Source organism: Gilliamella sp. B2828, from assembly GCF_026537125.1.
Taxonomy (GTDB): domain Bacteria; phylum Pseudomonadota; class Gammaproteobacteria; order Enterobacterales; family Orbaceae; genus Gilliamella.
On the sequence record NZ_JAFNMU010000012.1, the window covers coordinates 1 to 15,541 of the forward strand.

The 15,541-nt window shown below is 34.6% G+C and carries 16 protein-coding genes; 13 read left to right on the forward strand and 3 right to left on the reverse strand.

Annotated features, from left to right (window positions below; genetic code table 11):
• The 13 genes from J3U19_RS09715 to J3U19_RS09775 form a co-directional block, all read left to right on the forward strand.
• A partial coding sequence (locus tag J3U19_RS09715; RefSeq protein WP_267346157.1) for a M23 family metallopeptidase occupies window positions 1-1,193 on the forward strand: 1,193 nt, incomplete at its 5' end.
• Window positions 1,194-1,266: 73 nt separating this feature from the next.
• Window positions 1,267-2,229: a hypothetical protein gene (locus tag J3U19_RS09720; protein WP_267346158.1), complete on the forward strand. Its 963-nt coding sequence runs from the start codon at window positions 1,267-1,269 to the stop codon at window positions 2,227-2,229.
• Window positions 2,230-2,289: 60 nt separating this feature from the next.
• Window positions 2,290-3,300, forward strand: coding sequence for a hypothetical protein (locus J3U19_RS09725; protein ID WP_267346159.1), 1,011 nt, complete (start codon window positions 2,290-2,292; stop codon window positions 3,298-3,300).
• A 149-nt stretch (window positions 3,301-3,449) separates the two neighbouring features.
• On the forward strand, window positions 3,450-4,709 hold the full coding sequence (locus J3U19_RS09730) for a hypothetical protein (protein ID WP_267346160.1): 1,260 nt from the start codon (window positions 3,450-3,452) through the stop codon (window positions 4,707-4,709).
• A complete protein-coding gene (locus tag J3U19_RS09735) occupies window positions 4,684-5,439 on the forward strand; it encodes a hypothetical protein (RefSeq protein WP_267341809.1) in 756 nt (251 codons plus the stop codon). Before J3U19_RS09730 ends, J3U19_RS09735 begins: the two co-directional genes overlap by 26 nt.
• Window positions 5,440-5,554: 115 nt before the next feature.
• Entirely contained in the window at window positions 5,555-5,926 is a 372-nt protein-coding gene (locus J3U19_RS09740; RefSeq protein WP_267346161.1) for a hypothetical protein, read from the forward strand.
• A 166-nt stretch (window positions 5,927-6,092) separates the two neighbouring features.
• Complete coding sequence (locus J3U19_RS09745) at window positions 6,093-6,662, forward strand: hypothetical protein (protein ID WP_267346162.1); 570 nt, start codon at window positions 6,093-6,095, stop codon at window positions 6,660-6,662.
• Window positions 6,663-6,752: 90 nt separating this feature from the next.
• Complete coding sequence (locus J3U19_RS09750; RefSeq protein WP_267346163.1) at window positions 6,753-7,040, forward strand: hypothetical protein; 288 nt, start codon at window positions 6,753-6,755, stop codon at window positions 7,038-7,040.
• A gap of 175 nt (window positions 7,041-7,215) precedes the next feature.
• Window positions 7,216-7,569 (forward strand): hypothetical protein, encoded by a 354-nt coding sequence (locus J3U19_RS09755; protein ID WP_267346164.1) that lies wholly within the window; start codon window positions 7,216-7,218, stop codon window positions 7,567-7,569.
• A 234-nt stretch (window positions 7,570-7,803) separates the two neighbouring features.
• A complete protein-coding gene (locus tag J3U19_RS09760) occupies window positions 7,804-8,373 on the forward strand; it encodes a hypothetical protein (RefSeq protein ID WP_267346165.1) in 570 nt (189 codons plus the stop codon).
• A gap of 17 nt (window positions 8,374-8,390) precedes the next feature.
• Complete coding sequence (locus tag J3U19_RS09765) at window positions 8,391-9,080, forward strand: hypothetical protein (RefSeq protein WP_267346166.1); 690 nt, start codon at window positions 8,391-8,393, stop codon at window positions 9,078-9,080.
• Window positions 9,081-9,119: 39 nt separating this feature from the next.
• Window positions 9,120-9,389, forward strand: coding sequence for a hypothetical protein (locus J3U19_RS09770; RefSeq protein WP_267346168.1), 270 nt, complete (start codon window positions 9,120-9,122; stop codon window positions 9,387-9,389).
• Window positions 9,390-9,491: 102 nt separating this feature from the next.
• Complete coding sequence (locus tag J3U19_RS09775; RefSeq protein WP_324123823.1) at window positions 9,492-10,178, forward strand: DUF6708 domain-containing protein; 687 nt, start codon at window positions 9,492-9,494, stop codon at window positions 10,176-10,178.
• Window positions 10,179-10,683: 505 nt separating this feature from the next.
• Here J3U19_RS09775 and J3U19_RS09780 read toward each other — a convergent pair.
• The 3 genes from J3U19_RS09780 to ilvD form a co-directional block, all read right to left on the reverse strand.
• On the reverse strand, window positions 10,684-11,664 hold the full coding sequence (locus J3U19_RS09780; RefSeq protein WP_267346171.1) for a Gfo/Idh/MocA family protein: 981 nt from the start codon (window positions 11,662-11,664) through the stop codon (window positions 10,684-10,686).
• 465 nt (window positions 11,665-12,129) lie between these two features.
• On the reverse strand, window positions 12,130-13,671 hold the full coding sequence (gene ilvA / locus J3U19_RS09785; RefSeq protein ID WP_267346172.1) for a threonine ammonia-lyase, biosynthetic: 1,542 nt from the start codon (window positions 13,669-13,671) through the stop codon (window positions 12,130-12,132).
• A gap of 2 nt (window positions 13,672-13,673) precedes the next feature.
• Window positions 13,674-15,524: a dihydroxy-acid dehydratase gene (ilvD, locus tag J3U19_RS09790; protein WP_267346174.1), complete on the reverse strand. Its 1,851-nt coding sequence runs from the start codon at window positions 15,522-15,524 to the stop codon at window positions 13,674-13,676.
• Between the last annotated feature and the right edge of the window lie 17 nt (window positions 15,525-15,541).

Genomic DNA, 15,541 nt, shown 5'->3' on the forward strand with positions numbered 1-15,541 from the left:
TAGTAAATTATCAAAGTGAATGGTATGAAGGGCTGGATGCGGAAGGAAAGCGGCCGGAATGGGAAGCATTAAACAGTGAAATGACCGATGATGTTGAAAACTATTTGGGTTATATAAAAGACGGCGATGAAGCAAAACGTGATGCATATGTTAGTAAGTTTGATGCAAGCGAACAAGAATCAATAAAACAAGGTTTAGAACAACAAAGAAGAGACTATGAGCGTTTTCCCGCTGATTATAAAGATGCTCCTGACAAGAAATTAACACCGGAGCAACTTAACTTATTGGGCATAATAAATGGGTTAGAAGATAAGTATAAATTATGGGAAAAAACCAAAGAAAAAGCGACAAAAATGCTCTGGTGGGATGATGTCGCCAAAGGTTTAGCTAAGCAAAGTCAACAGACAGAACAAAGTGACACTGAAACAGAAAAAGATAAAACAGAAGACAGCTCAAAGCAACAAACCGAAACATCATCAACGCCAGCCACGTTAAGCCAAAACGGTGAGGTTTGGTTTATGCATCCTGTAGCGATGGTGGATTATTTTAATGCTAAAAGAAAACTCTGGCATGAACCTTTAGAGCACCCACAACGCACTTGTTATAGCTCAAATACAAATCTTAATAATTGGAATGGTGCTTTTGGTTTTGTAAGAAATCAGGGCGCGAAAGCTCATACAGGTTTAGATTTATTTGCAGACATAAATACCGCATGTTACGCGTGTTTAGATGGAGAAATAGTCCAATATGAAGTAGAGGGTGGATATGGAAACGTATTAGTAATAAAAGTCAAGGGTGATGATTTACGTGCATCAAGAAATGACTATACGCTTGAATTTAATGAACCCGACAAACAAGAGATAGTTCAAGCTGATGATTTTGATATTAATGCTGACCATTTTTACTTACGTTATTGTCATTTAAGTGATAAACGTGCTGACTTAAAAGTCGGGAACAAGGTTAAATCGGGTGATTTGATAGGCTATACAGGTGATACAGGTAACGCTAAAGGACTTTGTAATCCTCATTTACATTTTGAAATTGCTATGAAAAAAAATGGTAATCGGACTAATACAAAAAATGTACAAAACGATAGACTAGCCTACAAAATCAATCCGGCATTCTTTGTTAATTTACAGGCAATTGATGTAGCTGAGCAGACAAAAGTGAAAGAGAGAAGAATTCAAGAATAAATGGTTAAAAAAGAGAAATAAGATTAAGTAAAACAATGATATAAAAAATACAAATAAATTAAGGAATAACAAGATGGATTATATAAAACCTATTTTACTTCTAATATCACTAATACCAACAATTAGCCAAGCAGAATTAAGTCGCATTTACACAGGTAGCATTGGTCAAGATAAAGTTGAATTTTATTTTGAATATGATGTTGCGGTTTATATTGATGATAAAGATCATCAAGTTAAGAGTCTTGATATAAGTCAGATTCGTAATCCCAGTAAATTCAAATCTAATAATGTTAATCCAGTGATTGAGAATGTTGATATTTTTGATTCAGAACGGCTTACAGGCTATACACCTAATGGTGATAAGGTAGATTTACACAAAACATTTGAATACGGTGAATACGATGAACATTCATTACGCAAAGTAGAATTTAATAATGTAGATTATTTACAACAAAGTAGCACTAAAGATTTTTATTTTAAAGTGGTGGTATCAAAGAAAAAAGGAGAAAAAGCAAAAATTGTGGGGATCAAAATTTATAGCAAACAGGATGGTCACCTTATTCAGACTATTACGGGAATAAAAGGGTGTGAATTTAATTCTTATGTTAGTATTCAAACACATGAAGGCTTTGATTTCAATTTTGATGGTGATAATAATGATTTTTATCTGACTAAAAATAGAAATTATGGTCCTAATCAAATAGCAGATTATTACGCTTATGATAAAACCCAACAACAATTTGTTAAATTAAATCTTGATGGTAATGATTTTCGTTTTGATTATAAAGAAAAAGAGGCTATTAGCCACAAAACCTGTCCAAGTAAAAAAGAAAGATCCCAAATATTTCTCACCGATAATTTTCAATACATAGGTAATAACCGTTATAAACGAATTTCAACAGAATGCTTATTTCAGGAGGATAGTTATCACGAAAATAATGGTCGATATGAGTTTAAAAAACAAAGGGCATGCACACTTAATGAGTTGAACTTTTGTCGCAATTATATAGATACCAATGATTATGATGATTATTAATAGCTGTGTGACTGATAAGTATGAATCCAGCTGTATACTAAATAAATTAAGGAATAACAAATGAGTTATAAAAAAATAATTCTACTCTTTCTATTATTAATTCCTGCTATTAGTCAAGCTATTTTCCGTGTTTATACTGGTAATGTAGGAAGAAATGAAGCTGATTTTTATTTTGATTCTGAAACGGCTGTTTTTGTTCATACAAATGGTAAAGATTATCAAGTTAGATTATTAGATTTTGTAAAAAACAATGCTAATGAATTTAATTTCAAAACTTATTATGCAAATTCATATAAAAAGATGATTGATAAAATATTTATTAAAGATTTCAATGTTGTGACTTTTAATGATGGTTCGGAAAATTACCAACAGCTAGCAGGATATGCTTTTGGTAAAGATAGTAAGATTAATTTAGATAAAATATTTGAATATAACGAATATTCATTAGATGAAGCGGAATTCAGCAATATAGATTATTTACAGAGAGATAGCACAAAAGATTTTTATTTTAAAGTGATAGTGTCTAAAAATCAAAAGGAAAAAGCACATATTGTGGGTGTCAAAATCTTCAATAAAAAAGATGGTCGTCTTATTCAAGTCATCGATGATATAAGTGAATGTGAGTTCCATGGTTATGTTAGCATCAAAACTAATGAAAGTTTTGATTTTAATTTTTATGGAAATAATAATTCCTTTTTCATCGTTAAAGATCAACTGTCGGGTTCAAATAATATTGATAAATATTATGCTTACTCTTATGACAAAAAACAGCAGAAATTTGTCAAATTGAATCTTTACGGTAATGATTTCAGCATTGATGATGAAGATAAATTTGCTTATAGCTACAAATACTGTCCGGGCAAAAAAGAAGATGAAGTTATATCGTTGAAAAATAATTTTAAATACTTAGAAAATAACCGTTATAAACATGTTGAAACAGAATGTTTGTATAAAGAGGTTGGAACGATGGTCGTAAATTCTAATCTATTGGTGTTTACAAAACAAAGAGAATGCACACCTAAAGAGTTAAGTAATTGTAGAAAATTTGTAGATGATCCTTATGAAGATTAAAAATTTTTAGATAAGTAATAAGGTTTTTTATTAATTAAAAAGTTATTGAAATATATGAATTTTTGATAATGCTCATAATGAATATTTGATATTGCAAATGTTTTAAAGGAATATCCGAAAAACCACACTTAACAACGGCACTGGGACGGTTGTTAGTTCATTATAAAAGTGAATGGTATGAAGAGCTGAATGCAGAAGGAAAGCGACCGGAATGGGAAGCATTAAACAGTGAAATGACCGATGATGTGGAGAACTATTTGGGTTATATAAAAGACGGCGATGAAGCAAAACGTGATGCATATGTTAGTAAGATGGACGCAAGCAAACAAGAATCAATAAAACAAGGCTTAGAACAACAAAAAAGAGATTATCAACGTTTTCCAGATGGTTATGAAGATGCACCCGACAAGAAACTAGCACAAGAGCAACTTAACTTATTGGGTAAAATAAAAGAGTTAGAACAGAAGTCAGAATTATGGGAAAAAACCAAAGAAAAAGCGACAAAAATGCTCTGGTGGGATGATGTCGCCAAAGGTTTAGCTAAGCAAAAGCAGCAGACACAACAAAGTGATGCGACCACTGAAAACAGTAAAACATCATCCCCCTCAACTAAACAAACTGAAACTTCATCAACACCTGCCACTTTAAGTCAAAATGGTAAAGTTTGGTTTATGCACCCGATTGCAATACAGATGTTTAAACGATGTTATTGTAATCGGGATTTTGATGTTAACGATATTGAAATGATAGTTAAACAGTTAAGGCAATCAGCTGGTTTAAATACTTTAGAGTTGTTTTCAAAAAAGAATTGTAAATTAGATAATAAAGATAAAACTTATCAACGTTTTACTGAAGAATTAAATCAAATGATGAAAAAATATAATATTAATACATGTATAAGGAAAATACACTTTATAGCTCAATCTTTTGTAGAGTCTGATAAATTTCAAACTTTAAAAGAATATGGTGAAAGTTTTTCATATGATCCTTGGAGAGGTAGAGGAATAATTCAACTAACCCATGCTGGAAATAAAAATGGTACTATAGGATATAAACAATATTTTAACTTTTTGGGTAAGTTTGATTTTGAAAAAGATTACGAAGTATTAAATAGTGATTTACATATTGCAATAGATGTGGGAGGTTATTTTTGGACAAGAGGAAAATTGCTAGATAAAGGAGAATATCTTAAAAGTAGTACCAAACTAAATGGAGAATGGCAATATTATAAAAAAACCAAAATGGCTATTTATACCACAATAGATATTAATATAGTCGCTGATCGAGATCATGTGGAGCAGGTAACATATTTAGTTAATGGGGGATACAATCATTTAAATGAGCGTATTAAATACACAAACAAATTAAAAGAGATTTTTGATTATGATGAATGTATCAATAAAATTTAAACTAATATTATTTGTCTTTTTGATTGTTTTCTTTAGGTATTCATATGCTGAGAAATTGACATTTAATATTAATCACAATGTGATTAATAAGGCAATTATTGATACAGAAAATAAAAGGAATGTAATTGAACTTTATCATAATAACAATTTGATTACAAAAATCCCTAGTTTTGATGAAGATGGTGGCAATCGTTTTGAGAGATTATTAACTCGTTATGATGAAAATAATTTAATAAGAGTAATTACATCTTTTCCTGATAGAGGGTATTTCAAAATTTATTATGATATAGGTTTAGATAAAAATACTAATTTATATATGCTTAATAAAGTAAGCTATGAAACACAGGAATGGTCATCAAACGGAAAATTCACAGTAAAATATTGTTATAGCCACATTAAAATTAATTTGGATAGTTTCTTCAATAACGATGAGTTATTTGGTGAAGTAAGGCCTACATTTGATGGGTGGAAAAATGGTAAAGAAAAAGGTCATTGTGTTAAGGGTAATATTAAAATTAATTATGAAAATGCTTATAATTTAGTCATGAAGTCTTATTTATTCAATAATCCCAATATGAATAAACAAACAAAAATGTATTTAATTAAAGGTGATGTAGTTCATTTATTGACGAAGAATAATGAATTTTATCATATTGAGTATACTACATCGAAAAATAAAATCATAAAAAAATGGCTTCATTGTTCAGCTATTGATGCTTGTATTTATTGATAAAAATGAAAACCCTTAAATCTTAATTGCTTTACTAGTAAATTATAAAAGTGAATGGTATGAAGAGCTGGATTTAGAAGGAAAGCGACCGGAATGGGAAGCATTAAACAGTGAAATGACTGGTGATGCGGAAAACTATTTGGGTTATATAAAAGACGGTGATGAAGCAAAACGTGATGCATATATTAGTAAGATGGATGCAAGCAAACAAGAATCAATAAAACAAGGCTTAGAACAACAAAGAAGAGAATATGAGCGTTTTCCAGCAGATTATAAAGATGCACCCGAAAAGAAATTGACACAAGGACAATTAGCTTTATATGGCAAAATACAAGCATTAGAAAAGCAGCAGACACAACAAAGTGATACGACCACTGAAAACAGTAAAACATCACCCCCCTCAACTAAACAAACTGAAACTTCATCAACACCTGCCACTTTAAGTCAAAATGGTAAAGTTTGGTTTATGCATCAGTTGCCCTTATGAATTACTTTAAATTTAAAGCAGGCATTGTGACATATCATATCTATCAAGATGGAAAAATCGAAAAGCATATACATGAAACATACTCCCTTGTTTTGAGCGAAAATATAAATATGTCTATCATGATAAGAATAAAAAAATACATGAGTTAGGTATTTTTACTGTTCATGTGACTAAGGCTATGGCAAGAGGAAATATTCCACAAGCACAAAACGTGGAATTAATTAATGTTAAGGAATTTGAAAATGGTTACATTTCATCTGATGGTAGTGTTAAAGCAAAATTTGCAACATTTAATAGTGATCATCATAGATGGTATATAAATCCTAGTTGTTTTGCTGGGTTGCTCGGCGCTATGTTAGAACTAAATGCTGATTATTTAGGCTTTAACGGATTTATCACTCATGACGCTAAATCTGTAGAGAGCAAATCTCATATAAATGGGATTGCAGGCGACCTAAGGTATATATCAGAAAAGAGAAATGGTGAGCCAATGTTGCTATCTTATTCAACTTTTGATTTTGATAAGCAAGAAAAATTTAATACTGCATTATATAAATTTGGTTGGGCTAGAACGTCGTTAATGTATTCGGAATATCTTACATATAAGAAACAATCAAATACTTTACTTAAATATACAAAACATATGAAAAAAGATCCGCCAAATGGATATAGATATCATCATCATTTACATATATGCGGTTTTGATTTTAACTTAATTATAAATGTACAGGATTAAAAATGATCAGATTTCCATTTTTCTATATATGCATTTTATTAGTCTCGTTCTTTTCTTTTGCAGAAGATAAAAATCTTAATAATATCCTTTATGAATTTAAAGGATATTCAAAAAAAAACATCTCCCTATCATTCTTTGAAAGACTTTTTTGCGGATAATAATCAAATATATGATGAAAAAAATCCATTGAATGCGCTTTATGATCCCAATACACCTTTATTAAGCATGGTTGATCATAGAAAACCTTACACAGGTGAAGCTATATTATTTAAAAAGCTTCTGCTTGATAACAAGCTAAATGTGTTCCTTTTTGCTTATTGGGATCGTAATGATCAAGATTCATATTATAACCTTCCAACTCTTGAATTACAGATTTAGGAGATTGAAAAAATGGTTAGAAGATTACAGCACTGCGATGCAGAAATTTATTTTTAATAAATAATTAGTTGTTAACCCTAATACACCAGATGATGGATATGTTTCTTATATTCCTCACTATAAAAAATTAATCACTCTTGGCGGAGAAAATGGTAAGGATTTACACAATAATCATATGCACTTTGAAAACTTTCTAAAAAAACAGCAAGGGGTTGCCATAGTCGTTAATGATGCCATTGGCATTACCCAAAGTTTAAATAATCGATATCATCAAGCACTTGAACACCAGATGAAACCATGGATGGAACACAAGGATTCAGAAGGCATATCCAACGAACACCGTTTAATTGTCTACCGCCAGCTATTAGGTTTTAAACAATCCTTTCATAACCATCGAATCAGGCAACTAATCAAGCACAATAAACAGTGGGAAAAGGTTGCAAATTGGGGTAACGACAAAATCCCCCTTCCTGCAATTGGTGATCTATCGAATAATAAAAGTCGGGAAATATTTCAAAATGCCGAATAAGCCTTAATCAAGCAACAAACGGAAGAACTGTCTGAAAAAGAGTTTCAAAAATTCTATTGGGATCGCCTATCGCAAGACAAATTTAAACGTTTTGAACAAGAATTCAATGAACTAAGCCAAAGTGCCGAACAACTTGCCGAAAAACGTGCTGATGATTACTTAAAGTGGTTAAAATAGCATCAATTAATCTCGGCACTAGACTTATATGATGATACCATTCCGCTAGACGGAATCATGTTTCAATTACAAATGGGGGTTTGCTTGTGTGGTGCAAGTGGATCATCAAAAGTCAGAAAAGTGTTAGACGAATGGTGGCTTGAACCGCAAGTGACTCTGACCAACTTATGTATGCGAACCTACCTATTTAACAACAAAGCGTTAATCGCCGATATTAACGAATACTTGGATATTCAACAAAACATAGCGATTAATGAGTCTGCTGATAATAATAGCAATCAGCCAAATGTCGATAAAGCGATTAACTTACTCAACAAATTGACTAAACATGTTAATCGGACTGGGTCGATTATCAATCAGATAGCGGATCGCGGTTTTCCAATAGCATTGTTATCGGTTCCCTTTGCTGATCTTGTCAGAAGTTTTTTAAGAGTCACGACTCAAAAATTTAATCAAACAATTCAAAACCGCCTAGGCAACTTAATTTTTGCTAAAATTAGTGAGAAGGCATTAGAAATGTATGACTCGGGCTATAATATCAACGGGCATTCTTTTACAGCCATCCCGAAACGAGGCGCACCACAAATCCCCCGACTTGCCATCAAAATTTCAACCATGCCGATTTAGTCAATACCAAAATCGCCATGATGGTATTTGCATTTAGTAGTTACGAAACACTCAAAAAAATAATCAATGGCAAACGGGAATTAGCCGAATTAACCGCATCCCTAATGGCAAGTGCAGCAGCGGGCACGCAAATCCTGACCAGTGCCATCAAAAGTTGTATCGAAGGTAACCCAACATCAAAAACTGCTACCGTAACCTATAATGCGTTTGGGCGATTATTTTTATGGTCGGCGAGTTTTGCGTTGATGACTGGGGGAGTATCTACTGTTTTGGATTTTTTAGATGGTAATAAAGCCGTTAGCCAAGATAATTATAATATTGCAATGGCTTACTATGTAAAATCACTTGCAACTTTTTCCCTTAGTATTTCTCAATTTGTAGCTGCTTTAGGTGCATTAGTGCCATGGTTTGATAATATTATCACAACCAGTATTGAAAGGACTTTTTGGGTAAATGTAGCTGAAGTCGCGATAGTCATAGGTCGCTTTGCCATTGGTCGAGCTGCGGCAGTGTGGCTGGCGGCAATTAATTTTTACGCGTCTATGATTATTATTGTGGTCAGTGTCTACCTGATTATTTTTGATGACAATGCCATGCAAAAATGGTTTGATCGCTGCTGTTTTAGTAAGGACCTTGAACGTAAAAAATTTAAAGATTTAGGCGACGAACTCACCGAATGGCATCAAGCACTACAGGAGACTTTTTAATATGTACGCAGGCGAATTTTTATTATGGTTTGGTACGCCATGAAATCCGAAACCCGCAAAAAATTAAAAATGGGCTATAACCATGCCGATATGACACTTAAAGAGGTGCAAAAAGACTATACCCAAGAATTGGTCAGTGATAATCCCAGACCAATAGGACCTTACTACGCTTATAACGATCGCTATTTAGAAATTCGAGGCGGAATGTTTGAAAATTTTCGAGGGATTCAAACTTGGATATCTTTACTTGTTTTTTTTATTCCTTTTAGTTCAGGGTTTTACTGTATTGTTAGCTTTCTAATATTATAGTTTGATGAAACAAATAATGCTGTTGGGCATGTTATATCAATAATTTTTTATTCAATTATTTTTTTACCAACATCATATTTATGTTTCCGCTATTTCCGTTATATCTATCGTTTTGAACTCTTCACCATACGCCATATTCGGGTACGCTTTAATCGGGTGACAGGGCAAGTCTATATTCAGCGCCCTAAATATTGCGGTGGCACAGTAGTGTTTAAATGGGAACATATTATGCCATCGAACTTTGGCGAGAGCGGCTCGGATATGGGCGGCACCAATATGGTCAATTTAATGACCTTTCACCCGTATAAAACCGGTTTTCCGATAGCGCACTCAGTGGGCATTGGCAAAAACACCTATAATCCACAAGACTATAAAGACGAATGGGAATTTATCCGCCGTTATATGGAGCATGGACCGGATACTCTACCTAAACCCCGTTTAAGCACCCATTTACCGATGCCTTTCCACGGTTTTAGTGGTCATATAAGCCCGATGATTCACGCAGCAAAAAATGCGCCTACTTTTTGGATGTATATTTTATTAATCCCGGTATTTTTAATTTTATTGCCGTTTTATACTGTGGGTTACTTTATTTCGGAATGTTTATGCTGGCAACCCCGTTGGTCAAAAGTGATTCGTCAAGCCGGCAAACCAGGCAAACCAATCCCGAAAGAAACCACCTTATCGGACTACCCCCCAAAAGTACAACAAGCCATATTAGAAAGCCGTTTAGAATGGGGCGTACGTGACGAAAAGACAGGCAAATGGGTAGATTATGGCAATGGTTAAAATCACAATGCGAATGAATCATAATAAAAACACAAGGACATAAGGTAAGGACATAAGAAAAATGTACGTAGGCGAGTTTTGCATTTTGTAGTTGAATGTGATAAGAATAAAAAAACAAACGGTATACACTCCTAAATTTTTTTTACAAACATGCTTTAAACGTTTATGTAAGATTGCAATTCCGCTTTTTAATGAATATGTGATTGATCTTTCGTATTAATTTTAAATTTAATCAAATTCCAAAATTGAAATTTTTGGTGAAGGATTTTTATCCCTTCTATTGTTTATTTGTTTTTTTCTTCTTGTATAAGTATATAAGTGTTAAATGTATTACCATAAAAGCCAGGTTGACCCATTTCTCAAGATTCTTTTAAATGTTCGCTCATCGTTTTCATAATGACTTTTAGTTTTGCCATTGTGCATTACTTAAAAAGGGATAATCCATATTTTGGAGAGCGTAAAGGATAGTGGCAATTTTGTTATTTTGAAATCTATTTTTTAAATTTTAAGTTTTATCAGATGGAAATGTTACGCTAATTTGTTTTCTTATTTCGGTTAGTATTGCTGATGACATTAATGAGTAATGTAAAGCTTTATGATTGATTTGCCTTTGTTGATAAAGTTTGGCAAATGTCATTACTTCATAATACATTTCGTTGCTGTTTTGCTTAAGCGTTATTTCTTGTCGTTTCCCTTGTCTTGGTTGATAAAAAACTTCTTCACAGCACGATAAATGGTTGATGATTAATGCACCATCCTCACCTTGTATCTCACTTGGAATATAGGAGTTAGTGACTTTAGAGTGCCAAATAATAATATCAAAATCATCATAGTTTAGTTGAACCATACCATGGGCATCAACCCCGGTATCAAGCCGTGAACCACTGGCGATTATCCTATTAGGTTTTTTCCATAACCCTATTGCAAAATTAAGTGGATAAACGCCAATATCCATGATCGATCCATTTGAAAATTGAGGATTAAAGGTATTGGGATTTTCACCGTTTAAATAATTAGGATAACGTGATGAATATTGACAATAATTCAAAAATACTTTGTGTATCTTTCCTAATTTGGGTAGAAATTTTTGGATTAATTGATAATTAGGTAGGTAATAGGTTTTTAACGCTTCGAAAATAATTTGATGATGTTGTCTTGCGATATCTAATAATTTTTGGGTTTGTCGCAAATTTGAGGTTAATGGTTTTTCGCAAATTACATCTTTGTTGTTTTTTAACATCAATTGTGCTTGAGCAAAATGTAGTGAATTGGGACTAGCAATATAAACTACGTCAATATTGCGATCATTAGCTAATTGGGTTAAATCATCATAAAAAGTTTCAACATGATATTTTTGCGCAAACTGCCGCGCTTTATTTATATCTCGTGAATAAATTGCAGTGAGTTGATATTGACCCGTTTGCAGTGCTGCATCAATGAATTTTTCTGTGATCCAGTTGCTACCTATTGTTGCGAATTTAATCATAATGTCCTTGGTTAACCTAAGATTGTTATGTTGAACATTGTTTTTATACCTACCATCCAAAATTTTTTCGTATGAAGAAGTTTTTTCATACTGAATCATTAAAAAATGATACCCTTTGATGGATTAGTTGTACGCAGTGATTAATTAGGATAAATTTTTTCTTTAATTCACCATGCTTACTAATGATTGTTATAATTTATCAAAATTGATTGTCTTACTATGCGCTCAATTTTTGAGATTATCAATAGTGCCAAAGTGATCGTTTTGTTCTTTTTTTTGTCAGGAAAATCAGTTTGTTATTTTGTACTTATTGGGGTTTTGAACTCGTTACTTACTTACTTAGTTGAAAAACTGGATTTTGCGTTTTATTCATCAACACGATTTTGCTGATTAAATAGAGTCAGATGAATAACATTTTTTAAAAAATGGCTAATCAATATGTCAAATGAATAGCCATGATTCACATTAATGCTGATGTGTTAAAAATAGTTTTAATGATGGGTTTTGCGTTTCATTGTGGAAACCATAACCTAATTTGGTAAGATGTTTGTCAAATTCTTGTGTTGCTGTTTTTGTGATTTCAAATGCCGCAAGTACCCGACCATAATCTGTCCCATGGCTACGGTAGTGGAACATGGAGATATTCCAATTGGTGCCTAATGTTTGTAAAAATTTAAGTAATGCGCCTTGAAATTCAGGGAATTCGAAGCTATACATTTGTTCTTGTATTGGTTTACACGGTTTACCTCCAATCATATAGCGAACATGCAGTTTTGCCATTTCGTCTTCCGATAAATCAACAATCGAATATCCGGCAGCCGTTAATTCTTGTAGTATGTCGTCCTTTTCACTGCTTTTAGATATTCTAACACCAACAAAAATACAGGCCGATTTGTCGTCATGATAACGGTAGTTAAATTCCGTTACTGAACGTCCACCTAATAACTGACAAAAAGTTAAAAAACTCCCTTTTTTTTCAGGAATAGTGACGGCTAATAAGGCTTCACGTTTTTCACCAAGTTCACAACGTTCGGAAACGTAACGCAAATTATGGAAGTTTAAATTTGCACCTGACAAAATATGTGCTAGGTTTTCACCACGAATGTTATGTTGTTCAACATATTTTTTTAGCCCAGCTAGTGCTACGGCGCCCGAAGGCTCGGCAATAGCGCGTACGTCATCAAACAGATCTTTGACCGCAGCGCAAATTTCGTCGCTATTAACGATGACAATATCATCGATGTATTGCTGGCAAAGTCTAAATGTTTCATCGCCAATGCGTTTAACCGCTACTCCCTCAGCAAACAATCCAACGCGATTTAAATCAACCGGATGACCTGCATCAAGCGCTGCTTTTAAACAGGCTGCATCAGCAGGTTCTACCGCAATCACTTTGATTGATGGCATAATTTGTTTGATTAATACCGCAATGCCTGCGGCTAACCCACCACCACCAACTGGCACAAAAATGCGATCGAGTTTAGCATTTTGCTGAAGTAATTCCATAGCGATACTGCCTTGCCCAGCAATTACCTGTGGATGATCAAAAGGTGGTATAAAAATGCGATTTTGTTCCTTGGCAAGTTGCATTGCTTTGGCTTTGGCTTCGTCAAAATTAGCACCATATAAGAGCACTTCACCACCAAATCCTTTGACTGCTTCAACTTTAATGTCTGCTGTGGTTAACGGCATGACAATCAGTGAATTGATACCTAATTTGGTTGCTGAAAAAGCCACACCTTGTGCATGATTACCCGCAGATGCAGCAATTACGCCGCATTTGCGTTGATCTTCGCTCAGACTGGCAATCATTGCTTGCGCGCCACGGATTTTGAAACTGTGGACTAATTGTCTATCTTCGCGTTTTACAAAAATGTGGTTTTCTATTCTCGACGAAAGTTTTTCCATCTTTTCAAGAGGTGTGACATCTGCCACATCATACACAGCGCTACAAAGGGTTGACTTTAAATAATCAGCACCAGTAAGTTTGTCATGTTTTTGTTTCACAGTTAGCCACCTAATTTGTTTTTATCACGAACTGCACCTTTGTCTGCGCTTGTTGCTAAACTGGCGTAGGCTTTTAGTGCATATGACACATAACGGTTTCGATTATGTGGTGTATAGGCTTTATCGCCACGTGTGAGTTCTGCAACGCGTCGACGTTCAAGCTCATCATCCAGTACATCTAAAACTAATTTACGGTTAGGAATGTCAATGTCAATAATATCACCATCACGTACGAGTCCAATTACGCCACCATTGGCGGCCTCTGGTGAGATATGCCCAATAGATAAACCGGATGATCCACCGGAAAAACGACCATCTGTAATCAGTGCGCAAGCTTTGCCAAGTCCCATTGATTTTAAGTAACTGGTAGGGTAAAGCATTTCTTGCATACCAGGACCACCTTTTGGACCTTCGTAAATAATCACTACAACATCGCCAGCAATCACTTTACCACTTAAGATTGCATCGACCGCATCTTCTTGACTCTCAAATACTTTGGCTGGTCCGCGGAACACTAAGTTTTCGGCTGCGACACTGGCGGTTTTAACAATAGCGCCATCTTGAGCGACATTTCCATATAGTGTTGCTAGTCCACCATCTTGGCTATAAGCGTGTTCTTTATCACGGATACAGCCGTTTTCGCGGTCATCATCAAGCGTATCCCAATAGCAATCCTGTGAAAATGCTTGGGTAGTACGAATGCCAGCAGGTCCACTGCGATACATTTTTTTTACTGCTTCGTCTGTAGTTTGAGTTATGTCATATTTTTCGAACGTTTCTTGAAGTGTAAGACCAAGTACGTTACGAACATTACGGTTAAGCAGTCCAGCTTTATCCAGTTCAGACATAATTGATACAACACCACCGGCTCGATGGACATCTTCCATATGATATTTGGCGGTACTTGGTGCAACTTTACATAAATGCGGCACTTTACGTGATAATCTGTCAATATCCGACATGGTAAAGTCGATTTCACCTTCTTGTGCGGTGGCGAGTAAATGCAATACGGTGTTGGTTGAACCGCCCATGGCAATATCTAATGACATAGCATTTTCATAAGCCGCTTTGGTGGCAATTGAGCGGGGCAGATAAGAGGCATCATCGTGTTCATAATAACGCTTAGTGATTTCAACAATTCGTTTAGCAGCCTTTAGAAAAAGTTGTTCACGTTGTTTGTGAGTTGCAACAAGTGATCCGTTGCCTGGAAGTGATAGCCCTAACGCCTCAGTCAAACAGTTCATGGAATTGGCTGTGAACATGCCAGAGCAAGAACCGCAGGTTGGACAAGCGGATTGTTCAATGGCTTCGCTATCAGCATCACTGACATTTGGGTTAGCACTTTGAATCATGGCATCAACCAGATCAAGTTTGATGATCTGATCAGATAATTTTGTTTTACCTGCTTCCATTGGTCCCCCCGATACAAATACGGTTGGAATGTTCAGACGAAGCGATGCCATTAACATACCAGGGGTGATCTTGTCACAATTTGAAATACAAATCATAGCATCAGCACAGTGAGCATTGATCATATACTCAACAGAGTCAGCAATTAATTCACGTGATGGTAATGAGTAGAGCATACCGCCATGACCCATAGCAATACCGTCATCTACTGCAATAGTGTTAAATTCTTTGGCAATGCCGCCCGATGCTTCAATTTGTTTGGCGACCAGTTGTCCTATGTCTTTTAAGTGGACATGACCTGGTACAAATTGTGTAAATGAGTTGACCACCGCAATGATGGGTTTACCAAAGTCTTCATTTTTAACGCCCGTTGCACGCCATAATGCACGGGCTCCAGCCATATTCCGACCTTCGACGGAGGTTGCTGAACGATATTTAGGCATTTCTTGCTCCCAAGTTT

What these genes read in the sequence shown, in the direction of transcription:
- J3U19_RS09765 (WP_267346166.1), top strand. Translation starts at nt 8,391, where the DNA reads ATGATGGTATTTGCATTTAGTAGTTACGAAACACTCAAAAAAATAATC.
- J3U19_RS09770 (WP_267346168.1), top strand. Translation starts at nt 9,120, where the DNA reads ATGAAATCCGAAACCCGCAAAAAATTAAAAATGGGCTATAACCATGCC.
- J3U19_RS09780 (WP_267346171.1), bottom strand. Translation starts at nt 11,664, where the DNA reads ATGATTAAATTCGCAACAATAGGTAGCAACTGGATCACAGAAAAATTC.
- J3U19_RS09725 (WP_267346159.1), top strand. Translation starts at nt 2,290, where the DNA reads ATGAGTTATAAAAAAATAATTCTACTCTTTCTATTATTAATTCCTGCT.
- J3U19_RS09755 (WP_267346164.1), top strand. Translation starts at nt 7,216, where the DNA reads ATGCACTTTGAAAACTTTCTAAAAAAACAGCAAGGGGTTGCCATAGTC.
- J3U19_RS09760 (WP_267346165.1), top strand. Translation starts at nt 7,804, where the DNA reads ATGTTTCAATTACAAATGGGGGTTTGCTTGTGTGGTGCAAGTGGATCA.
- ilvD (WP_267346174.1), bottom strand. Translation starts at nt 15,524, where the DNA reads ATGCCTAAATATCGTTCAGCAACCTCCGTCGAAGGTCGGAATATGGCT.
- J3U19_RS09720 (WP_267346158.1), top strand. Translation starts at nt 1,267, where the DNA reads ATGGATTATATAAAACCTATTTTACTTCTAATATCACTAATACCAACA.
- J3U19_RS09740 (WP_267346161.1), top strand. Translation starts at nt 5,555, where the DNA reads ATGACTGGTGATGCGGAAAACTATTTGGGTTATATAAAAGACGGTGAT.
- J3U19_RS09750 (WP_267346163.1), top strand. Translation starts at nt 6,753, where the DNA reads ATGAATTTAAAGGATATTCAAAAAAAAACATCTCCCTATCATTCTTTG.
- J3U19_RS09735 (WP_267341809.1), top strand. Translation starts at nt 4,684, where the DNA reads ATGATGAATGTATCAATAAAATTTAAACTAATATTATTTGTCTTTTTG.